Below are 20,155 nucleotides of genomic sequence, written 5' to 3' on the forward strand. Positions count from 1 at the left end.
ATCAAAAAAAATTTTGACAAGTTGTTCAAAATCGCCCAAAATAAGCCGCATCTATTGTGACTTATTTTTTGTGATGTCTATTCTTCCCAACTGGCTTGGTACACTGCGGCAAAACCCAAAGCTCATCAGTAACGATCTGATGGCAGGGCTAATGATGGCGGTATTGGTGATCCCTCAGAGCCTAGGTTATGCAGCACTGGCAGGACTGCCACCCATCATGGGGCTATACGCATCCATCGTCCCGACTCTAGTGTATGCTTATCTTGGTGCAAGCAGCATTAATGCAGTAGGCCCTGTTGCCATCACTGCGATCATGACATCCAGCGCGCTGTCTGGCTATGCCGCAGGTAGCGTGCAGTATGTGACTTTATCCATCACGCTTGCCATGATGGTGGGCGGAATATTGTGTCTAGCCAGCATCCTAAGGCTAGGCTGGATCATGCAGTTCGTCAGCCGCGGCGTGTCCTCAGGCTTTATTAGCGCGGCAGCGGTACTGATCGTCATCAGCCAACTAAAAAACCTCATCGGCGCGCCCATCACAGGTGGCAGTCTCATCGACATCATCAGGAGCCTATCGAACACTTCCATCACCATTAAACCATATACCGCCCTATTAGGCATCGGCGCACTCATGATTTTATTGGTCAATCGCTACGTTGGTGCGCTGTGGGCATGGCTACCCAAGGCACGGGCAGACTTCGCCAAGCGGCTTGTGGTAATCATCGTCACGATACTCTCCATTATCCTTGCCACACGCCTTGGATGGGGCGCACTTGACATTCGATTGCTTGAGCGTTTGCCTACTGGATTGCCTGCGTTTAAATTTTTGCCGTTATCACTTGGCACCCTGTTAGACCTACTACCATCGGCATTATTAATTGCGCTCATCGCCTTCATCTCAAGCTCTGCCATCGCCAGCAATTATGCACGCACCCATCAGCAGCCTTTTGATAACAACAAAGAGCTGCTGGGCCTAGGCTTTGCTAACATCGCCAGCAGTGTCACGGGAGGCTTTACGGTGGCGGGAGGTCTGTCACGCACCAGCCTGAACATCAGTCTTGGTGCCAAGACGCCCTTTGCATCGATCGTGTGTGCGCTTGGCATTCTATTTATTTTGTTGTTTTTTGGGCAGTATTTGGCAGGCCTGCCTTATGCGGTGCTGTCCGCCATCATCGTAAGCTCCGTACTGTCGATGATTGACATACAGACCCTAAAAGCCGCCCTAAAACACGACAAGGCAGATGCACTATGTCTGGTGCTATGCTTTGGGGCGGCGATTATCTTTGGGCTTAATATCGGGCTTGTGGTTGGGCTGTTGGTTAGCTTTGTGCTGATGATCTATCGCTCGCACCGCGTGAACATCGCCATCCTCGGACAGCTTGGTAATAGCGAGCATTTTCGCGACATCTCCCGGCATAAGGCGACCACCTTTGATAATCTGCTGATGGTGCGCATCGATGAGAGCCTGTATTTTGGTAATGCACTGACCATTCATGAGACACTGCGAAAGCTCTACTATGAGCACCCAAAGGCCACTGAGGTCATTCTTATCATGACGGCAGTGAATCACATCGATCTAACCGCCCAAGAGATGCTCTCATCCTTCAATCAAGAAATCCAAAGCCAAGGCAGACGCCTACATCTGGCAGAAGTCAAAGGCCCTGCCATGGATGTTCTAAAGGACAGCGAGCTCTTTAAGCACCTGTCTGGCGAAGTATTCTTAAGCACCAAGCTGGCTGTAGATAAATTAAAATACCAAGGCGATGATTGGTGCGGCATGTGATGGTTTATTCCTAAATTTTGAATTCTTATCAGAAATTTTAATTTTAGGAATAAGATTATGCGCAATCAACATTGAATCAACCAAAAAATTTCGCTAAAATAATCGCATCTTTTACGAATCTGGATGATAACAATGAACACCCAAACCATCACTTTATATAAGCAAATCCACCCCTGTCAATGCCAAACCTTATCAACGCTTGGCTTTAAGAGTATCATCAATCTACGTTTTGATGATGAGTGCGATAATCAGCCCAAGGCAGCAGAATTAGGGTTAAGCGCAAGCAGTACAGGACTAGAATATCGCCACCTGCCTGTGGATGGTGAGAACCTGCCTTTCGATGTCGTGCAGCGATTTGCCCAACTGATCAATGAGCTGCCCAGTCCTGTGATGGTGTTTTGTGGCACGGGCAGCCGTGCCAAGCGCATTTATCAAAGCGCGGTGGTGAGCGGCCTTATCTAGGCTGATAATTGATTAATATAAAAGACCGCATATGGCGGTCTTTATTTATAAAAAACCTTAAAAAGTCACTTCACTTTCCCAGTCCATCCACACCCCATGCATAGGATGCTTTAGGCGAAGTTTATGGGCATGCAGGTTTAGACGTGGCGCGATCTGCAGCGCTGTGCCTGTGGCATAGATGGGATCGCCAATCATGACATGCCCCAGATGCACCATGTGCACTCGCAGCTGATGGCTTCTGCCTGTGATGGGCTTTAGCGCGACCCGGGTCACCGGATGTAAGACACCCTGATCATCAGTGCGCAGCTCATGATGCAGCACTTCATAATGCGTAAGCGCACTCTTATTCCAGTTCATGTCCACAATGTGACGCGGCTTAGTACTGGGCTCGTAACGCACGGGCACATCGATGATGCCTTTTTTGTCATCTTTGGCGATCGTGCCGAAGACGACCGCTTGATATTCCTTGGTAGGAATGCGCTCGATGAACTGCTTTGAGATGTGAGTCTGCGCCGCCGCATGCTTGGCAAAGATGATCAAGCCTGATGTATCCATGTCCAGCCTATGTATGAGCTTGATGTTAGGATTTACCTTAAGCAGCCGCGACTGCAAGCTAACCTTTAACACTCGCCCATCCACACTCAAGAGTCCCGCAGGCTTATCCCCCACCCAGATGTCCTCATCTTCATAAACGGTGATGGACTGGATAAATTCCCTAAAAAATACATCTGAGCGTACCTGCTCATCAGCATTCATCTTGGCAATGGCTTCGTCATTTAGGCGGTCGTGGCGTTCTTGGGCGTGATTCATAATGGCGTTTGATGAAGTTAATCAGGATAATTGGCAAATTTAATGAAACAAAGTCTGCCTTTTTATGAAAAGTTTGCTATTATAGCACAAACAGATGCAGCGATTTGACATTCAACCATCTTGAAAAATCCCCCAAGCATCTCCATATATTTACCAAATTAACCAACCAAATAAGGCAGGAATAATCATGTCAATCATCAATACCACAGACGCTAATTTTGACCAAGACGTACTTCAAGCCGACAAGCCTGTGCTTGTAGATTTTTGGGCCGCTTGGTGTGGTCCTTGTAAAGCCATCGCGCCAACCCTAGAAGAGCTTGCCGATGACTATGCCGATCGCGCGCAGATCGTTAAAGTTAATGTCGATGACAACCCTGAAGTTGCGGCACGCTTTGGCATTCGCAGCATTCCAACGCTATTCGTCTTCAAAGGCGGCGAGAAAGTAGACACCATCGTTGGCAGCCGTCCAAAATCAGAATTCGCTGCACTGCTTGATAAGCACCTATAAGCGCATTCACACCACAAAAAAAGACTTGTTTTGCAAGTCTTTTTTGTTTTAGTCCTTTAACACTCTTGATTTTCGGGATAAAAACTCGTATCATTATGCCCTAGCCGTTATCCTGTAAAAAACACCACTCCCAACGGCATTCTCAATATCAAATCATTAACAGATTTTTTTCGGTCAAGCATTCGCAAGGCCGCTCAACTTTTCATGATTAATTTCTCCTAAGACCTATCCATGAATCTAACCGAACTCAAAAGAAAGCCAGTCGCCGAACTGCTCTCCATCGCTGAGCAAATGGGACTTGAGAACATGGCTCGCAGCCGCAAACAAGACATTATTTTCGCCATTCTAAAAACCCACGCCCGCAACGGTGAGCCCATTTATGGTGATGGTGTGCTAGAAATTCTGCCTGATGGCTTTGGATTTTTACGTTCATCTGAAGGCTCCTATTTGGCAGGCCCTGATGACATCTATGTCAGCCCAAGCCAAATTCGCCGCTTCAACCTGCAAACCGGCGACTCAATCGCAGGGCAGATTCGCCCACCCAAAGAACAAGAGCGATATTTTGCGTTACTGAAGGTCAGCGAGATTAACTTTGATACGCCGGATCGCAGCCGTCATAAGCTGATTTTTGAGAACTTAACACCCCTATTCCCCACCAAGCAGCTCACACTTGAGCAAGGCAACGGCACCACCGAAGACCTAACCGGTCGCGTGATTGATCTCATCGCCCCCATCGGTAAGGGTCAGCGCTCCATCATCGTAGCGCCACCCAAGGCAGGTAAGACCGTTCTGCTACAGAACATCGCCCAAGCCATCGCCAAAAACCACCCTGAATGCTATCTGATCGTCCTGCTCATCGATGAACGCCCCGAAGAAGTCACCGAGATGCAGCGCACCGTACGCGGTGAAGTGGTAGCATCCACCTTTGATGAACCGCCACAGCGTCACATTCAAGTCGCTGAGATGGTCATCGAGAAAGCCAAACGCCTAGTTGAGCACAAGCAAGATGTCGTGATTCTATTAGACTCCATCACCCGTCTGGCGCGCGCCTATAATACTGTCATTCCATCGAGCGGCAAAGTACTGACAGGTGGTGTGGACGCCAATGCACTCGAGCGTCCGAAACGCTTCTTTGGTGCGGCGCGTAATGTCGAAGAAGGTGGCAGTCTGACCATCATCTCAACCGCGCTGATCGACACAGGCTCGAAGATGGACGGGGTGATCTTTGAAGAATTTAAAGGCACGGGCAACCAAGAGATCACCCTTGAGCGTGATTTGGCGGAGCGTCGCATATTCCCTGCCATCAACATCAAAAAATCAAGCACTCGCCGTGAAGAGCGCCTATTAGATGAAGAGACTCTGCGCCGTGTCTGGGTTCTGCGCAAGCTGCTGCAACCGATGGATGACTCCCAAGCGACTGAGTTTTTACTTGACCGCCTAAAAGACTCTAAGACAAATGACGAATTTTTTAGCAATATGACCAAAAAAGCGTCCTCCTAAGTCACCAAAAATCCTTGACTTGAAACGGTCATAATTCTATGCTACTATAAAGTACTATTTTAAACGAAAAATTCTCGATTATATGGTGGATTTTTAGGCGTTTTGAATAGAAATTCGATACTTAGCAATCAATTAGAAATATTTTGTTACATTTTTTCTGATTTTGCTAAAAAATATCATTTTTTGTTTATGCTGAATTACTATATAATTTGTGATGCAGTAAAGTATTTCAGGGATTTTTGCAACAAGGCGAGAGCAATCCTTTGTTCTCGCCTAGTGCCATTAAGAACTGTAAATACAATTGCTAACTTACTATCCTATGGAGATCACCATGAAAACTAAACTAGTTCTATCTGCTCTAATCGCTTCTCTAGCTCTAACTGCTTGCTCAAAGCCAGCTGAAGAAGCTTCTAAAGCTGCTGAAGAAGCACAAGCTGCTGCAAACGAAGCACAAGCTGCTGCTGACGCTGCTCCTGCTGACGCTGCTGCACAACAAGCTGCTGACGCTGCACAAGCTGCTGCTGACGCTGCTGCTACTGCTGCTGTAGACGCACAAGCTACTACTGGCGCTGCTGCTGAGCAAGCTGAAGCTACTGCTGAAAACGCACAAGATGCTGCTGAAGAAGCTGCTGACGCTGCAAAAGACGCTGCTGATAAAGCTGCTGCAGACGCTGCTACCGCTCCTGCTGCTGAAGCTGCTGCTACCACTGAGACTAAGACTAACTAATTTGTCTTTTTTCTTAAAGCACATAAAAAGAGAACCTTTTGGTTCTCTTTTTTTATCTGTTATATTAATAATTGCATACTAGCACATATTTGTCGTGTGATTAATTTGTGGTAACTTCCTCATCCATCGATTCGATAGGTACTGCCTGAGTATCGCCCTGCTCTACTTCCGCTGATGCGTCAGATTCCAATACATCGCCTTCAACGGGTTCAGTTACCAGCGGATCTTGAATGCTCGGCTCAGTTCTGATGATCGGATCAGCAGGCTCAGCAGACATCGGAACAGCTTCTACTTCTGCAGACTCTTCTGTAGTCGCCTCTTTTTTATCACCACAGCCTGTCATCATAACCACAGATAATATAGAGGCCAGCCAAATTAGTTTTTTCATTGAAACACTCTTAAATTCATCAGATATTGTAAATGATAGTTCTTATCATTGATGGTTGATTCACACAGTATATCACAAAAAATAGACAGGCAAAGACCTGTCTATTTAAGTTTTTACGATAGTTTGCCATGGCATTGCTTGTATTTTAGTCCACTACCACAAGGACACGGCGCGTTACGATTAATGTTTTCGGGTATAGCCACATCTTTTTCCGCCATACGCGCTGCTTGTTCTGCGCTCACACCAGCTGCACTTAATGTGAAGGTGATGTTTTGATTTGATGCTGCGCGATGTTCGCGTGGTTCGCTCGTCTCTTCATTGGCTTGATTATGCTCGAACTGCATGCGCATCTGCTCGATTTGGCGACGACGCTCTTCTTCTAGTGCAGCAAGCTCTTCAGGGGTTGGTACATGAACACGCGCCAAATCCTGAACGATGTCAGATTTAATCGCACCAAGCATTGAGCGGAACAATTCAAAAGATTCGCGTTTATATTCTTGCTCAGGGTTCTTCTGAGCGTAGCTGCGCAGATGAATGCCTTTACGAAGCTGATCCATCTGGGTAAGATGCTCTTTCCAGTGACGATCTAAACTCTGTAGCATGAAATGACGCTCAAGCTGTGCCGCGCTGTCTTCGCCCATCTGCATGCGTCTGTCTTCGTAGCGTGCGATTGCGGTACTGATGATCTTATCGCGCAGACCTTCTTCATCAAGGCGGCGATCTGCATCCAGCCAATCATTGATCGGCATGTAGAATCTGAACGCGTCTTCGATTTCATCTTCTAGGCCATCGATATTCCACTGATCATCCACTGAACCTGCTGGTACGAACTGATTAATCAGTGCATTATAGACCTCATGATGCATCTCTTTAATGGATTCTTGCAAGTCTGCTTGCCCTAACAAGTCATCGCGCTGCCCATAGATGACCTTACGCTGCTCATTCGCCACATCGTCATATTTGAGTAGGTTTTTACGCGCATCGAAGTCACGCGCCTCAACCTTACCCTGCGCACCTTCGATTGAACGAGAGACCATCTTATGCTCGATCGCTTCATCTTCTTTTAGACCCATCGCACGGAACATATTCATGACACGATCGCCAGCGAAGATGCGCATCAGGTCGTCTTCTAATGACAAGAAGAAACGCGATTGCCCCGGGTCGCCTTGACGACCAGCACGACCACGCAGCTGGTTATCGATACGGCGAGATTCATGGCGCTCTGAGCCGATGATGTGTAGACCGCCTGCCGCTTTTACCGCTTCGTTCTTATTTTGCCAATCGGCTTGTAATTGCGCTTTTTGCTCTTCGGTCAGCTCATGCAGATTATCAATCTGAGCTTGCCAGTTACCACCTAGGATGATGTCTGTACCACGACCCGCCATGTTGGTGGCGATGGTTACTGCTTGTGGGCGACCCGCCTGAGCGATGATCTCTGCTTCGCGCTCATGCTGCTTGGCGTTTAGGACGTTATGAACGATACCTTCTTGATCCAGTAGGTACGACAGCTCCTCACTTGCCTCAATCGTTGCCGTACCAACCAGCACAGGTGCGCCCTTGGCGGTGATTGATTTGATCTCTTTGATGATGCCTTGGTATTTACCAAGCTTGGTTAAGAAGATCTGATCATCCATGTCGATACGAGCAATCGGACGATGTGTTGGGATGATGACCACATCAAGATCATAAGTGGACTTAAATTCTGCCGCCTCGGTATCTGCCGTACCTGTCATGCCGGACAGCTTGTCATACAGACGAAAATAGTTCTGAAAGGTAGTGGTTGCCATCGTTTGGTTTTCGGCTTGAATCTCAACACCCTCTTTGGCTTCTACCGCTTGATGCAGACCCTCACTCCAGCGACGGCCAGGCATGGTACGACCCGTGTTCTCATCAACAATGATGACCTCGCCATCTTGGACGATGTAGTGAATGTTCTTAACAAAAATGTGGTGCGCACGAATCGCCGCCTGCACATGCGCCAGCAATGGCAAACGCGCAGGGCTGTACAGACTCTCATTGGCGCCAAGCTCACCCACCTCAACCAAGAATCGCTCGATCTTCTCGTAGCCTTTTTCACTGATCTCAATGGCACGGTTCTTCTCATCAATCCAAAAATCGCCGTCTTTATTATCTTTATTCGCCTCTTCATCTTCAGAGCGAGTCAGGCGAGGCACGATGGTGTTAATCAGTGCATACAGCTCGGCTGAATCTTCTGCTTGACCTGAGATGATGAGCGGTGTACGCGCCTCATCAATCAAGATACTGTCGATCTCATCGATGATACAGTAATTAAGCGGGCGCTGTTTTTTCTCGGCAAGGCTAAACACCATGTTATCACGCAGATAGTCAAAGCCGTATTCGTTATTCGTGCCGTAAGTGATGTCAGCGCGATAAGCCTCAAACTTCTCCTGTGGTGGCTGCTGGCTGTAAATCACGCCCACCGTCAACCCCAAAAAGCTAAATAAAGGACGGTTCAGCTCGGCATCACGCCCTGCCAGATAGTCGTTCACCGTGACGACGTGCACACCCTTACCACTGATCGCATTTAGATAAATGGCAAGGGTCGCCATCAAGGTCTTACCCTCACCGGTCTTCATCTCGGCAATCTTGCCTTCATGCAAAGTCATACCACCGATGAGCTGCACGTCATAGTGGCGCATGCCATTAACACGAATGGACGCTTCACGACATACCGCAAAGGCTTCTGGCAGGATGCTATCTAGACTCTCACCCTGTTGATGGCGCTCTTTGAATTCAAAGGTTTTTTGGCGCAGCTCTTCATCGGACAGCGTCTGAATCGTAGGTTCATAGGCGTTGATTTTTGCGACAATTTTGCGCATGCGTTTGAGCTCGCGCTCATTTTTAGTGCCAATGACACTGCCGATAATTTTACTTAACATGAATGTTCCAACAAATTTAAATTTTTAACTATATAATGATAAACAGACCAAATACAAGGAGAGATCATTTTAATCACAACGATGCAAAGACTTCATCCGCCGCCACCAGCGTCTTTTTAATGTCATCATCAGTGTGCGCAATCGACATGAACGCCGCCTCAAAGGCAGAAGGCGCAAGATAAATGCCACGTTCTAGCATGCCGTGGAAAAACTTATTAAAGCGTTTGGTGTCGGCGCATGCCACGTCATTAAAGTTTTTAGGCAATTCTTTGGCAAAAAACAGCCCGAACATACCGCCCACATGACAGCTTGCAAAATCTATGCCGTGTTTGTCGGCAAGTGCTTGCAAGCCGTTTACCAGTTTGGCGGCTTTGGCGGTTAATTCTTCATAAAAATTCGGACGAGTTAATTCATCAAACATCGCCTTACCTGCACGCATGGCTAAGGGGTTGCCAGACAATGTCCCTGCTTGGTAAACACCGCCCAAGGGGGCTATACATTCCATAATCTCACGCTTACCGCCAAATGCTCCCACAGGCAAGCCAGCTCCGATGATTTTGCCAAAGGTGCTAAGGTCAGGGGTAATGCCAAAATGATGGCTTGCCCCTTTTAGCCCCACACGAAAGCCCGTCATCACTTCATCAAAAATCAACACCGCCCCGTGCTTGGTGCAAAGCTCGCGCAGGGTGTTATGAAACTCTTGGCTCGGGACAATCATGTTCATGTTACCCGCTATCGGCTCTAAAATCACGCACGCAAATTCATCGCCAAATTTATCAAAGGCGGATTGCAACGCATCAATGTCATTATAAGGCAAAGTTACAGTATGCTTGGCAAAGTCGGCAGGCACGCCCTTAGATGTCGGCTCACCAATGTCTAGCATGCCAGAACCTGCCTTGACAAGCAGGCTATCTGAATGCCCATGATAGCACCCTTCAAATTTGACAATCTTATCTCGCCCTGTGTAGCCACGAGCCAGACGAATGGCACTCATGGTCGCCTCCGTGCCTGATGACACCATGCGAACGAGCTCAATGTGCGGGATAATGTCGGCAATCAAATCCGCCATCGTGGTCTCAAAGGGCGTGGGAGCTCCAAAGGACAAGCCGTCATCGGCAGCCTTTTTGACCGCATCAATGACTTTGGGGTGAGCATGACCCAAAATCATAGGTCCCCACGAGCCAACGTAGTCGATGTATTCACGCCCTTCGGTGTCGTACATATACGCTCCCTTGGCACGGCTTACGAACACAGGCGTACCACCCACCCCTGCAAAGGCACGCACGGGCGAGTTTACACCCCCCGGAATGTGGCGTTTAGCTTTTTCAAATAAGACTTGGTCGGCAGTAAGTGTCGTCATGGGAGCTCCTTGTTATTTGATTTTATGAATGCATATAGAAAGAAAATAGAACTAGGCTTTTTTTACCACGCTGGATTTTAGTTTCATTGCACCAAAGCCATCGATCTTACAATCAATATCATGGTCATCTGGTGCGTCATGAATCAGGCGGATGGATTTGACTTTTGTACCTACTTTGATTGGCGTTGATGAGCCTTTGACCTTCAAATCCTTAATCACAGTTACGCTGTCGCCATCATTTAGCACGTTGCCCACTGCATCCTTAATAATAGGCATGTCATCCGCGTCTGCATCTGCTGACCATTCATGCGCGCACATTGGGCAGATCAAGAGATCGCCATCAGCATAAGTGTAGTTTTCTTCGCATTTTGGGCAGGCAGGTAGATTCATGATACATCCTAAATAGAGCTAAAATTATGAGCGCCTAGTATAGCAGATTTTGCGAATTTTTTGTTGATACAAAATGTTAATCTTGCCTTGAAAATGCTACAATTACAACCATAACATAACTGCTTTTTTATTTATTTCACAACAAACAATAAGACACAATCATGACAACGACAATCCCCACTTTTGAGCAAGTCACCCTAATCGGTAAAGACGCCACCAAATTCTTACAAGGTCAATTAACCATCAATGTCGAAAAATTAACCGATGATTTTTCGCCCTGCGCCATCAGCGATCTAAAGGGTCGCGTGCAGTTTGGGCTATGGGTGAGACGAATTGACGATGAGTCTTTCGCGCTCGTCACCTCAGCAGACTGCATGAGCGATCTGACCGCACACATCAAAAAATACGGCGCATTTTCTAAATTCACCCAGTCTGATGTCGCGCCCATTTATCCTGCTATAGAGCATGGTCAGCCAACCTTTAGTGATGATGCCGATCAAGCCGATGCTCAGAATTGGACAAGCTTAAGCATCCAAACAGGCAACTATTGGATCACCAAAGCAACCCAAGGATTGTTCCAACCCCAAGAGCTGCGCCTACACCAGCGTGGGGGCGTGGACTATGATAAAGGCTGCTATCTAGGGCAAGAGATCATCGCCCGGCTGTGGTTCAAGGCAAGCCCAAAAGCCTACCTGCACCGTATCCTGCTCACAGAACAGACAAATGATGGCGATAAACTTGGCAAAGTACAAATCGTCAATAGCGTACCTACCGATGGTGGCTTTGACGCCCTAGTCATTGGCTCGCCTGAGAATGTAGCGGAAATCGGGGAGATTTTACCCTTGCCCGATAAGCTTATGGATGATGTGGCGCGTGGCTAATACCAATAAGCCAACCGTTACGGTGCTCGGTGCGGGCGTTACGGGTGTCACTAGCGCTTGGTATCTGTCTCAAGCAGGCTTTGATGTAACGGTCATCGACCGCCAAAACCTGCCCGCCATGGAGACCAGCTTCGCCAATGGTGGTCAGATCTCAGTATGCCACGCTACGCCATGGGCTAATCCCAGCACCCCTCTAAAAGCCCTAAAATGGCTCAGCCAGCCCGATGCGCCTCTGCTTTATCGCATCAATGGCAACATAGAACAGATGCGATTCATCTATAGATTCTTAAGAGAATGCACCGCCAAGCGTGCCGACGCCAATCTGGTGCAGATGGTCAATTTGGGGCTGTATTCTCGTGATGCGCTAAAGGATCTGATGGCAAAGTTGCCATTGGCATTTGAACAGCGGCTACAGGGCATCATGCACTTTTATACCAGTCATGCAGAATATCAATCCGCAATCACGCCCACTCAGAGAATGCAGACATTGGGCTGTCATCGCACGCTCATCAGCCCCGATCAAGCTCGGCACATCGAGCCTGCACTTGGCATGCTGGGTGATGCCTTAGTAGGGGCGACTTATACTGATGCCGATCTGTCTGGTAACGCTCATCTATTCACCCGTGAGCTCGCCAAGCGCTGCCAAGCACAAGGCGTCAAATTCCTACATGATACGCACATCGATAGCATCCATCAGACCAACGGCACCATCACCCATCTGACACTAACCCACAAAGACAACACCATCACCCATAAAAGCGACCATTATGTCGTCTGTCTGGCAAGTCATGGCAAGGCATTACTTGATGCGATTGGGGTGTTTTTACCGATTTTTCCTGCTAAGGGCTATTCAGCCACCTATCAGGTGCTTGATGGCGCTCGAGTGCCACAAGTCAGCCTGATCGATGATGAATATAAGCTCGTTATAAGCCGCTTTACCTCCGATCAGCGTGATGTGCTGCGTGTGGCAGGCACGGCAGAATTTAACGGCTATAATACGGATCTCGATAAGACGCGCTGTCATGCCTTGACCCGCCGCGTTCGATCTCTGTTCGGCGATGCGTTAAGTTATGATGAGCCAAATTACTGGACAGGACTGCGCCCCATGACACCGTCCAATGTGCCACTCATCGGACAGGCACACTTCGGGCAGGTACGTCACGGCTCGACAGGGGAGACACTGGATAATCTATGGCTGAACACAGGTCATGGCACGCTTGGCTTTACGCACGCCTGCGGCTCCGCCAAAGCATTGACTCATCTCATGGCGGGCGACGAACCTAATCTGATGTTTGATTTGATAGGGTTGTAGTGGTTCTCTCTATGACAAAGATATTTGTTGATCCAATTAATATCTTTGCAACAACGCCAGCGCCGACATCTTGTCACTGTGTCTTTTATTTAATCCCAAACATATCCATAAATATTTATTTAGGTAAAATATGGCATTAGCAAAATACTATGAAGATATTTTGGAGCGTTTACATGATAGCATAAACTCTATTAATTATCTAGCAAAACCAGAAAATAGGCATTTTATTTCTGATGAAAGATGGCAGCAAATTTTTACCAATTTGAAAAATCAAGTAAACAAAGCAGAGCAACTACTAAATAGTTCGGCAGACAAAGATTCTATTAAACTACAGCACGAAGTTAACCGTTTAAAACAAGAGAATCGCGAACTTAAAACAACTATTGCCTTACTAAATAGCAAAACTTCAAAAAATAGAGATGTCACCATGCATAAAGCCATTATATTTCGTCATAATATCAGCCAAGGAGTGACACAGCTTTTAACAAAGGATGATGAAAGCGAACTTATTGTAAAACACAAAGAATTCCCGGAAATTCTTTATTGTTTGGAAGGTCAAATTTTAAGATATTATCAATAATTCTTTTGGACATATTTTAAGCATCAATATATCCCAAGATAAGAAGATACCGGAATTTGCTAGATACTATAGTGGCACATTGAAGATGGTAATTGGGGCTAAGTACGCCATCATTAAATCTTATTGTAAAGTCTATGTCCCTGCATGGATTTGTGAAAATTTCTACCAATACAACAAGCGATATACGGTATATTTTTTAGCAGTCGATAAAAACATCACGGACGAATCGGGAAAATCTTATGAAAAAGTTGCTTTGCAAATTTTCATCATTGAAAAATAAAGATCTTCTTAAATTGGATTAGTACCGCACAGCCTAATTTACCGCAATCGTCCTACCCCCTTGTCCGAGCAACCGATCTCGCCAGCCCCACTTGTCCGCTATCGGTCAAGCCTTGCACCACGCTGTCAAAATCGCCCTGCTCTCGGTTTTGGCTCAGTTTAAATTTACCAATCATCTCACCGACATCCACCGTCAAGCCCAAAATGCCCTGTATCTCGTCCGCCAGATAGTCGGCAGGGGCGTGTCATGGATTAGGGCGTGCAATACGTCTATCAGCTCGCTTGATAAACCCAAAGCCTTTAAATCCTTATCAAACTGGCGTGTGGTGATGATTTTTTTCATGGCACGTTATGATTTGGAGGTGGTGTCGTACGCCTTAACAAAATCATCCAAGCTGTCATAGGTCAACACATCGCCCTGCTCCAACTCGCTAATGGCGTTTAGCAGTTTGTCGGTGGGGATTTTGTCGTTTTTCGCCCAATCAAAGGACAAAGGGATAACCCCTGTTTTAATGACTTGATTGGCAAATAATTTAAATGCTTGTGGCACAGTCAAGCCATATTCACCAACCACTTTGGCAAATTGTTCTTTGGCGGTAGGGTCAAAACTCATGTTAAAATTATTGCTCATCGTTATTTTTCCTTATAAAACTAATGACAATCTAACGATTTTTCTTTATTTTAAAATGAAAATCGGCATAAATCAAGCCATCTGTTTGATTTATGCCAAGTTGTAATGATTGGGCAAATGGTGCATAGTACGCACCCTACCATTTTGGCAAATTTAACTGATAAATTAAGACTGTGTAACCGCCCCAATCCTCTGCCCCATTACCACCGTCTTACCATATACAAACTCATCGCCCCATGTGGTATTTGCCGATTTTGGTAGCACGATAATGGCGGTAGAACCCAGATAAAACCGCCCAAGCTCATCACCTTTTTTGAACGTGATGTCATGCGTGCGGTGCTGAATGTAGGGCGTGCGTTTGATTGCCCCTGTCGCCACAGACTCAATCCCCGCCACAATCATCGCCCCAACCAGCACCACGCACGCACGCCCAAAAGCGGTGTCAAATTCGCACACCAACCGCTCGTTACGGGCGAACAGGTCAGGCACGTTCTCGGCGGTGGTGTTATTGACCGAAAACAGCGTACCTGGCACGTAACGTGTGGCAAGTAGCGTACCGTCAAACGGCATATGCACACGGTGGTAGTTGGTGGGGGCAAGATAAATCGTGGCAAATGAGCCGTCCGCAAACGCCTTACCCAGCTCAAAATCCGCCAAAAGTTGCCCCACGTCATAATCTCGCCCCTTGGCTTGGAGAAGTTGCCCGTTTGTGATTGCTCCGATTTGGCTGATTTTACCGTCAGCGGGGCAGGCAATGCCGTCTGCCGTCTCGTCAATCGGTCGCATACCACTCTTTAATTCACGAGTAAAAAAGTCGTTGAAGCTCTCATAATCGTCCAAATTGCCACGTTCATATTCTGTCAAATCAATGTTGTAAGCCTTGGCAAAGGTATGGACAAAGGCTTTTTTGATGTACGGATTTTGGCTTTTGGCAAGGTAGCCTGCCACTTCGGATAGGGTTTGCTGTGGGGCTAAGTTTTGGGCTAGGGTAAATAGGTTCATATTCATGCCTTACAGTTAAAATAACAAATCAACCACGCTATTGTAACGTATTTTTGTTAAGATAAGGACTTCTTTTTTTTAATAAGGCAGATAAAAATGCTCAAAATGACGTTTGCAAAAACCTTTAAAAAGACATGGCAAACCACCTATGACGGCATGGACATTGTTGTTAATAATGGTTGGAATTTTCTGGGTCAGACCACAGAAGAGATCATCATAGACGGCAAACAGGTGCATTACTACAAAGGGAGTAATTTTAAAAGATTTGGATTTGCCAAAGATTTTTATGTCAATGACACCAAAATTACCGTAAAAGTCGGTAGCAGTTGGCATTGCTGTGGCGTGGCGTGTCAGATTTTTATCAATGATGAGTTTTATTATGGCGATAAAAAGGTGCTGTTTGCCAATTTTTCGGCGGGTTAATGTTTGGTATAATAACTGTTTTTTAGCCAAATTTTATGCCAAACACCCCCAATCCCATGACCGCCAAAGAACGCCTATTTCATGCCATGCTGTTTGAGATTGGGGCGATTGGGCTGACGGTGGCTGTTTTTGCCCTGTTTGGCGACAACCATAGCCATGCCCACGCTACAGGCTTGGCGGTGGCAATCTCGGTGCTGGCGGTGGTGTGGAACATGGTGTTTAATTTTTTGTTTGACAAAGTGGTAACGGGCGAACGCCTTTACCGCTCGCTTGGCACTCGCCTTGTTCATATGGGCTTGTTTGAAGGTGGGCTGTTTTTGGCAACCGTGCCGATGATTGCCTACGCCCTAGATGCCTCGCTGTGGATGGCGTTTGTTATGGATATTGGCGTGGTGGCGGTGATTGGGTATATATGCTACTTTTTAATTGGGGGTATGATTGGGTGCGGTATAAGATACGGGCAAGGTAATTTTTAAAATGGTTAAAATTTGGCATTGTTCCATTAAAATAATTTTTGCAATAATATGGGCGTGTAGGGGCAATTTATTCGCCCAAAAATCATAATTTGCACTAGAATAAATTCTACCAAAAATAAATCACCCCGACAATTCCATTTAAACCCAACCCAAAGGAAAAACCCATGAAAGCCCTAATCCAACGAGTTAAGTCCGCCCATGTCAATGTGGGCGGTCAAATCATCGGACAAATCCAATCAGGCGTGCTTGCCTATATCGGCATTGGCAAAGATGATGATTTTGATAAAGCGTGTAGACTGGTGGATAAAATCATCGCCTATCGCATTTTTGAAGATGGCAACGGCAAAATGGGCAAATCAGTATCCGATGTGGGCGGTGGCTTGCTACTGGTGTCGCAATTTACGCTCATGGCAAAAACCAACAAGGGTCGCCGTCCTGATTTTGCCCCTGCCATGCCCCCAGATGATGCAAGGGCGTTGTTTGATAAGTTGGTAAATTATGCCAAACAAGCCTATCCAAGCGTTGCCACAGGTGAATTTGGGGCGAATATGGCGATCATGGCGGTCAATGACGGCCCGATTAATTTTTTGCTTGACGTGTGATTGTTGATATAAAATTAGCTCGTAGATTGGGCTAGATAGCACAAGCCAATAAATTAAATTTTGGAAAATGTTGGGTTTTGTTTGAGAGCCCAACCTACGGATTATAAATAAAAAACAACTGATTTTTTGTTTTTGATTGCATAATCCAATATAAATAATATTTTGCTAATGTTATCATCAATAAGAAAATTATTTTTGAAAATTGAATCAATGATATTTTGCATGACATCAAAATCAAAAATCCAATCGTCTTCATGGATTCCAAACAGCCAATTTCCCGTTTCATTGGATATGATTTCCCATAAGCCCCTATCTTGATAATACCGAACGTCTTTTTCATCTAAGATAAGAACGGTTTTCTCGTCTTTATTTTTGTAAGCCCAATCAATCATCTCATGAAATTCTTCTATTTCCATACCTTTTGGTAAGCAAAGAATAGGACATGATTTAAAATTCATCACCGTCTGCATCCTTAATATGAGTTTGCTATTAACAGGGCAAAAAACAGCTACTTAAAGTCTACCTAAATCTACTCTATAATGTGTAATTATGAATAGATTAATTAGTATCAACGAAGCTTCCAAACAACTTGGTGTGTCCATCTCAACATTACGCAGATGGGACGAAAGTGGTGTGCTTGTTGCCGAAAGAACACCTAAAGGACACAGACGTTACGATATTAGTAAAATCAACCCAAACCTACTGCATGGCATAGGCAACAAAGACCGAAAAACCATTGCCTATGCACGAGTATCCAGCCACGACCAAAAGGACGATTTAGAGCGTCAAATCCAAGTTTTAGAACTCTACTGTGCCAAACAAGGCTGGACTTATGAGGTCATCAATGATTTGGGTTCTGGCATGAACTACCACAAAAAAGGACTTAAACAACTGCTTGACGGCATATTAAACAATGAAATCGGCAGATTGGTTTTAACCCATAAAGACCGCCTATTACGCTTTGGTTCGGAACTGATCTTCGCTCTATGCGAAAGAAAGAATGTGGAAGTTGTCATTATCAATCAAGGCGAAAACCTATCCTTTGAAGAAGAGCTTGCTCAAGATGTGTTAGAAATCATCACCGTATTTTCCGCTCGTCTGTATGGTTCATGCAGTAAGAAAAATAAAAAAGTGTTAGAAGCTGTTAAGGCGGTGTTAGAATGACCGCCATTCGTGGACACATCATTGAACTAAAACCCAATAACAAACAAGCCACTTATTTTAAAAAGGCTTGCGGTGTTGCCAGATTTGCTTATAATTGGGCATTGGCGGAGTGGAAAAGGCAATACGAACAAGACAAACAATATCGTGATGACTGTTTAGCAAAGAACCTACCAATTGACGAAAGCAAACTCAACAAACCCACACAAGGCAAATTAAGAAAACAGCTTAACGCCATCAAACGCACCCAATCTCCCTTTATGATGGAAGTAACCAAATGCTCTCCCCAACTTGCCATTATGCAACTAGGAGACGCATTCAAACGCTTTTTTAAAGGCGAAAGCAAATATCCCCGATTTCGCAAAAAAGGTGTGAACGACAGATTTAGCCTATCCAATGACCAATTTAAGCTAAAACTCAACAAAGACAAACCTTTTATTCAAATTCCCAATTTAGGTTTGGTAAGAATGCGTGAAAACTTACGCCATCAAGGGAAAATTTTATCCGCCAAAGTCTTTACAAAAGGTGGTAAATGGTTTGTATCCATTGCGGTTGAACTGGACAATAACACACAAGCCAAACAACTTAAAACCAATCAAACTCTTAAAACAGGTAATGCTGTTGGCATTGATTTAGGCATTACCGACCTTGCCACACTTTCAACAGGAGAAAAGATACAAGCACCAAAACCTTTAAAGAATAAACTTAAAAAACTTCAAAGATTATCAAAACAACTTAGCCGTAAACAAAAAGGCTCTAAAAATCGTGAAAAAGTGAAAACCAAGCTCTCACGGTTGTATTACAAAATCAGTTGTATCAGAAAAGACTTTTTACACAAACTTAGTACCAACTTGGTTAAAAAGTTTGATGTGATTTGTATTGAAAGCCTAAATATCAAAGGCATGGTAAAAAATCGCAAACTAAGCCGTACTATCAATGATTTAGGGTTTTATGAACTTAAAAGGCAACTCATCTACAAAGCAAATCAATGGGGCAAGACCATCAAAGAATTGGATAGGTTTTATCCAAGCTCTAAAACTTGTTCAAATTGTGGTTTTATTATGGCAAAAGCGGATTTGACTTTGAATGTGCGTAACTGGCAATGCCCTAGCTGTCACAAACAACATGACCGTGATATAAATGCCAGTATCAATATTTTAAACAATGCAACAAAAGTTTTAACTGTCTAACAGTTAAAAAGGCGGTGAGTTCCACCGTGTCAGTCTATGGAGTTGATGTAAGTCCAAGTTCAAACGAATAAGGCAAACAACGGTGAAGTAGAAAGAAAACGCTAAATTTGCCTTTGGGTAGGTTTGGGTAGGTTTTTTGGAACGGTTTCTAACATTAGTCTTGCAGGATACACGCCCTACGGAACTGTTGATGACTTAGGTGGTGTGGTGTCGCCTGTAAAATCCACAAAAAGAGATGTAAGCCATCTGAAATGATGGTTTGTTTCACTTTATGACTTATCTATTTATAAATCGACTCTTTCCATAATTTAGGCATATGCGGAAACCGAACAAATTCATCATCTATCCTAACTCTATAATTAGACAAATCAGCTTCTACAAAGGGTTCATTGAACCATTTGCCCCATAGGATAAGTAGGAAATTTTTGTATAATCTATCAAATTCTTGTGAGTGTGTTTCGTTATGAACGCCTTCTATGGGCACATAGTCAATACCTGGCAGCCATACATCAGCATTTAAATATCCATCTTTAGTAATCGCATAACGCAAACCCTCTTTATAAATAGGTTTTTCATTATTTCTCCAGCTGCGACCATCTCCATTCTTTAACCATTTTTTTATGGCGAATTTCACATTTTTCTTCTTTAGAGAAGTCCAAAGCATAGTATTCTTTATCTTCTTGATAATGCTCTAAAGTTTCTAAGTGCTAAGCACCCTCAAGAACTCTTTCAATAATTTCTGGATTAACATCAAACACATTCATCTCACTTTCAGCGAATCTGCACCAAC

24 protein-coding genes are annotated in these 20,155 nt (G+C 45.2%); 13 read left to right on the forward strand and 11 right to left on the reverse strand.

From position 1 onward, the window contains the following. Positions 1–73 precede the first annotated feature (73 nt). The gene (locus tag DYD54_RS09190) at positions 74–1,783 is read left to right on the forward strand and encodes a SulP family inorganic anion transporter (protein ID WP_063515040.1); all 1,710 of its coding nucleotides are present in this window, start codon (positions 74–76) and stop codon (positions 1,781–1,783) included. Positions 1,784–1,915: 132 nt separating this feature from the next. Next, on the forward strand, positions 1,916–2,245 hold the full coding sequence (locus DYD54_RS09195) for a protein tyrosine phosphatase family protein (RefSeq protein ID WP_063514636.1): 330 nt from the start codon (positions 1,916–1,918) through the stop codon (positions 2,243–2,245). Between the two features lie 57 nt (positions 2,246–2,302). Here DYD54_RS09195 and DYD54_RS09200 read toward each other — a convergent pair whose 3' ends face one another. After that, positions 2,303–3,055: an RluA family pseudouridine synthase gene (locus tag DYD54_RS09200; protein WP_063514637.1), complete on the reverse strand. Its 753-nt coding sequence runs from the start codon at positions 3,053–3,055 to the stop codon at positions 2,303–2,305. A gap of 187 nt (positions 3,056–3,242) precedes the next feature. On the opposite strand from DYD54_RS09200, the gene trxA reads away from it, so the two are divergent. The 3 genes from trxA to DYD54_RS09215 all read left to right on the forward strand — a co-directional run bounded on the left by trxA (position 3,243) and on the right by DYD54_RS09215 (position 5,790). Next, positions 3,243–3,563, forward strand: a complete 321-nt coding sequence (trxA, locus tag DYD54_RS09205; RefSeq protein ID WP_063514638.1) for a thioredoxin — start codon at positions 3,243–3,245, stop codon at positions 3,561–3,563. Positions 3,564–3,794: 231 nt separating this feature from the next. Next, entirely contained in the window at positions 3,795–5,063 is a 1,269-nt protein-coding gene (rho, locus tag DYD54_RS09210) for a transcription termination factor Rho (RefSeq protein WP_063514639.1), read from the forward strand. A 331-nt stretch (positions 5,064–5,394) separates the two neighbouring features. Then, the gene (locus tag DYD54_RS09215; protein ID WP_063514640.1) at positions 5,395–5,790 is read left to right on the forward strand and encodes a hypothetical protein; all 396 of its coding nucleotides are present in this window, start codon (positions 5,395–5,397) and stop codon (positions 5,788–5,790) included. A 100-nt stretch (positions 5,791–5,890) separates the two neighbouring features. Here the strand turns inward: DYD54_RS09215 and DYD54_RS09220 are convergent, their stop codons facing one another. The 4 genes from DYD54_RS09220 to DYD54_RS09235 form a co-directional block, all read right to left on the reverse strand. Next, entirely contained in the window at positions 5,891–6,178 is a 288-nt protein-coding gene (locus DYD54_RS09220) for a hypothetical protein (RefSeq protein ID WP_063514641.1), read from the reverse strand. A gap of 113 nt (positions 6,179–6,291) precedes the next feature. Continuing rightward, on the reverse strand, positions 6,292–9,078 hold the full coding sequence (gene secA, locus DYD54_RS09225; RefSeq protein WP_063514642.1) for a preprotein translocase subunit SecA: 2,787 nt from the start codon (positions 9,076–9,078) through the stop codon (positions 6,292–6,294). A 73-nt stretch (positions 9,079–9,151) separates the two neighbouring features. Next, positions 9,152–10,438, reverse strand: a complete 1,287-nt coding sequence (gene hemL, locus DYD54_RS09230) for a glutamate-1-semialdehyde 2,1-aminomutase (RefSeq protein WP_063514643.1) — start codon at positions 10,436–10,438, stop codon at positions 9,152–9,154. A gap of 51 nt (positions 10,439–10,489) precedes the next feature. Further along, the gene (locus DYD54_RS09235) at positions 10,490–10,828 is read right to left on the reverse strand and encodes a zinc ribbon domain-containing protein YjdM (protein ID WP_036365670.1); all 339 of its coding nucleotides are present in this window, start codon (positions 10,826–10,828) and stop codon (positions 10,490–10,492) included. 161 nt (positions 10,829–10,989) lie between these two features. On the opposite strand from DYD54_RS09235, the gene ygfZ reads away from it, so the two are divergent. The 3 genes from ygfZ to DYD54_RS09250 all read left to right on the forward strand — a co-directional run bounded on the left by ygfZ (position 10,990) and on the right by DYD54_RS09250 (position 13,601). Then, the gene (ygfZ, locus tag DYD54_RS09240; protein WP_063514644.1) at positions 10,990–11,709 is read left to right on the forward strand and encodes a CAF17-like 4Fe-4S cluster assembly/insertion protein YgfZ; all 720 of its coding nucleotides are present in this window, start codon (positions 10,990–10,992) and stop codon (positions 11,707–11,709) included. After that, positions 11,702–13,021, forward strand: a complete 1,320-nt coding sequence (locus tag DYD54_RS09245) for a D-amino acid dehydrogenase (RefSeq protein WP_256594041.1) — start codon at positions 11,702–11,704, stop codon at positions 13,019–13,021. The genes ygfZ and DYD54_RS09245 overlap by 8 nt, the downstream gene beginning before the upstream one ends. A 130-nt stretch (positions 13,022–13,151) precedes the next feature. After that, complete coding sequence (locus tag DYD54_RS09250; protein ID WP_063514645.1) at positions 13,152–13,601, forward strand: hypothetical protein; 450 nt, start codon at positions 13,152–13,154, stop codon at positions 13,599–13,601. Between the two features lie 332 nt (positions 13,602–13,933). On the opposite strand, the gene DYD54_RS11455 is transcribed toward DYD54_RS09250, so the two are convergent. The 4 genes from DYD54_RS11455 to asd form a co-directional block, all read right to left on the reverse strand. Then, the gene (locus DYD54_RS11455; RefSeq protein ID WP_157079196.1) at positions 13,934–14,077 is read right to left on the reverse strand and encodes a hypothetical protein; all 144 of its coding nucleotides are present in this window, start codon (positions 14,075–14,077) and stop codon (positions 13,934–13,936) included. Next, positions 14,074–14,223 (reverse strand): hypothetical protein, encoded by a 150-nt coding sequence (locus DYD54_RS11460; protein ID WP_157079197.1) that lies wholly within the window; start codon positions 14,221–14,223, stop codon positions 14,074–14,076. Before DYD54_RS11460 ends, DYD54_RS11455 begins: the two co-directional genes overlap by 4 nt. Positions 14,224–14,229: 6 nt before the next feature. Continuing rightward, on the reverse strand, positions 14,230–14,511 hold the full coding sequence (locus DYD54_RS09260) for a type II toxin-antitoxin system RelB/DinJ family antitoxin (protein ID WP_063514647.1): 282 nt from the start codon (positions 14,509–14,511) through the stop codon (positions 14,230–14,232). A gap of 165 nt (positions 14,512–14,676) precedes the next feature. Then, a complete protein-coding gene (gene asd / locus DYD54_RS09265; protein WP_063514648.1) occupies positions 14,677–15,513 on the reverse strand; it encodes an archaetidylserine decarboxylase in 837 nt (278 codons plus the stop codon). A gap of 105 nt (positions 15,514–15,618) precedes the next feature. Between asd and DYD54_RS11465 the strand changes: the two genes are divergently transcribed. The 3 genes from DYD54_RS11465 to dtd all read left to right on the forward strand — a co-directional run bounded on the left by DYD54_RS11465 (position 15,619) and on the right by dtd (position 17,014). Further along, positions 15,619–15,936: a hypothetical protein gene (locus DYD54_RS11465; protein WP_167541399.1), complete on the forward strand. Its 318-nt coding sequence runs from the start codon at positions 15,619–15,621 to the stop codon at positions 15,934–15,936. 35 nt (positions 15,937–15,971) lie between these two features. Then, positions 15,972–16,412: a PACE efflux transporter gene (locus DYD54_RS09275; protein ID WP_218563657.1), complete on the forward strand. Its 441-nt coding sequence runs from the start codon at positions 15,972–15,974 to the stop codon at positions 16,410–16,412. A 164-nt stretch (positions 16,413–16,576) separates the two neighbouring features. Continuing rightward, positions 16,577–17,014, forward strand: a complete 438-nt coding sequence (gene dtd, locus DYD54_RS09280; protein WP_063514649.1) for a D-aminoacyl-tRNA deacylase — start codon at positions 16,577–16,579, stop codon at positions 17,012–17,014. Positions 17,015–17,115: 101 nt separating this feature from the next. Here the strand turns inward: dtd and DYD54_RS09285 are convergent, their stop codons facing one another. Further along, positions 17,116–17,472, reverse strand: coding sequence for a DMP12 family DNA mimic protein (locus DYD54_RS09285; protein ID WP_063514650.1), 357 nt, complete (start codon positions 17,470–17,472; stop codon positions 17,116–17,118). 91 nt (positions 17,473–17,563) lie between these two features. On the opposite strand from DYD54_RS09285, the gene DYD54_RS09290 reads away from it, so the two are divergent. Both DYD54_RS09290 and DYD54_RS09295 read left to right on the forward strand, forming a co-directional pair. Next, entirely contained in the window at positions 17,564–18,178 is a 615-nt protein-coding gene (locus tag DYD54_RS09290; protein ID WP_063514651.1) for an IS607 family transposase, read from the forward strand. Beyond that, a complete protein-coding gene (locus tag DYD54_RS09295; protein ID WP_063514652.1) occupies positions 18,175–19,365 on the forward strand; it encodes an RNA-guided endonuclease InsQ/TnpB family protein in 1,191 nt (396 codons plus the stop codon). The genes DYD54_RS09290 and DYD54_RS09295 overlap by 4 nt, the downstream gene beginning before the upstream one ends. 280 nt (positions 19,366–19,645) lie before the next feature. Here the strand turns inward: DYD54_RS09295 and DYD54_RS09300 are convergent, their stop codons facing one another. Continuing rightward, complete coding sequence (locus DYD54_RS09300) at positions 19,646–19,999, reverse strand: hypothetical protein (protein ID WP_147285091.1); 354 nt, start codon at positions 19,997–19,999, stop codon at positions 19,646–19,648. Between the last annotated feature and the right edge of the window lie 156 nt (positions 20,000–20,155).

The organism is Moraxella ovis (assembly GCF_900453105.1).
Classification (GTDB): domain Bacteria; phylum Pseudomonadota; class Gammaproteobacteria; order Pseudomonadales; family Moraxellaceae; genus Moraxella; species Moraxella ovis.

Excerpts from the sequence above, each read along its gene's own strand:
- rho (WP_063514639.1), top strand. The coding sequence starts at position 3,795 with ATGAATCTAACCGAACTCAAAAGAAAGCCAGTCGCCGAACTGCTCTCC.
- DYD54_RS09290 (WP_063514651.1), top strand. The coding sequence starts at position 17,564 with ATGAATAGATTAATTAGTATCAACGAAGCTTCCAAACAACTTGGTGTG.
- DYD54_RS09220 (WP_063514641.1), bottom strand. The coding sequence starts at position 6,178 with ATGAAAAAACTAATTTGGCTGGCCTCTATATTATCTGTGGTTATGATG.
- DYD54_RS09200 (WP_063514637.1), bottom strand. The coding sequence starts at position 3,055 with ATGAATCACGCCCAAGAACGCCACGACCGCCTAAATGACGAAGCCATT.
- DYD54_RS09215 (WP_063514640.1), top strand. The coding sequence starts at position 5,395 with ATGAAAACTAAACTAGTTCTATCTGCTCTAATCGCTTCTCTAGCTCTA.
- hemL (WP_063514643.1), bottom strand. The coding sequence starts at position 10,438 with ATGACGACACTTACTGCCGACCAAGTCTTATTTGAAAAAGCTAAACGC.
- DYD54_RS09190 (WP_063515040.1), top strand. The coding sequence starts at position 74 with ATGTCTATTCTTCCCAACTGGCTTGGTACACTGCGGCAAAACCCAAAG.
- DYD54_RS09235 (WP_036365670.1), bottom strand. The coding sequence starts at position 10,828 with ATGAATCTACCTGCCTGCCCAAAATGCGAAGAAAACTACACTTATGCT.
- DYD54_RS09195 (WP_063514636.1), top strand. The coding sequence starts at position 1,916 with ATGAACACCCAAACCATCACTTTATATAAGCAAATCCACCCCTGTCAA.
- DYD54_RS09285 (WP_063514650.1), bottom strand. The coding sequence starts at position 17,472 with ATGAATTTTAAATCATGTCCTATTCTTTGCTTACCAAAAGGTATGGAA.
- ygfZ (WP_063514644.1), top strand. The coding sequence starts at position 10,990 with ATGACAACGACAATCCCCACTTTTGAGCAAGTCACCCTAATCGGTAAA.
- DYD54_RS09260 (WP_063514647.1), bottom strand. The coding sequence starts at position 14,511 with ATGAGCAATAATTTTAACATGAGTTTTGACCCTACCGCCAAAGAACAA.
- dtd (WP_063514649.1), top strand. The coding sequence starts at position 16,577 with ATGAAAGCCCTAATCCAACGAGTTAAGTCCGCCCATGTCAATGTGGGC.
- secA (WP_063514642.1), bottom strand. The coding sequence starts at position 9,078 with ATGTTAAGTAAAATTATCGGCAGTGTCATTGGCACTAAAAATGAGCGC.
- DYD54_RS11460 (WP_157079197.1), bottom strand. The coding sequence starts at position 14,223 with ATGAAAAAAATCATCACCACACGCCAGTTTGATAAGGATTTAAAGGCT.
- DYD54_RS09275 (WP_218563657.1), top strand. The coding sequence starts at position 15,972 with ATGCCAAACACCCCCAATCCCATGACCGCCAAAGAACGCCTATTTCAT.
- DYD54_RS09295 (WP_063514652.1), top strand. The coding sequence starts at position 18,175 with ATGACCGCCATTCGTGGACACATCATTGAACTAAAACCCAATAACAAA.
- asd (WP_063514648.1), bottom strand. The coding sequence starts at position 15,513 with ATGAACCTATTTACCCTAGCCCAAAACTTAGCCCCACAGCAAACCCTA.
- trxA (WP_063514638.1), top strand. The coding sequence starts at position 3,243 with ATGTCAATCATCAATACCACAGACGCTAATTTTGACCAAGACGTACTT.
- DYD54_RS09250 (WP_063514645.1), top strand. The coding sequence starts at position 13,152 with ATGGCATTAGCAAAATACTATGAAGATATTTTGGAGCGTTTACATGAT.
- DYD54_RS11465 (WP_167541399.1), top strand. The coding sequence starts at position 15,619 with ATGACGTTTGCAAAAACCTTTAAAAAGACATGGCAAACCACCTATGAC.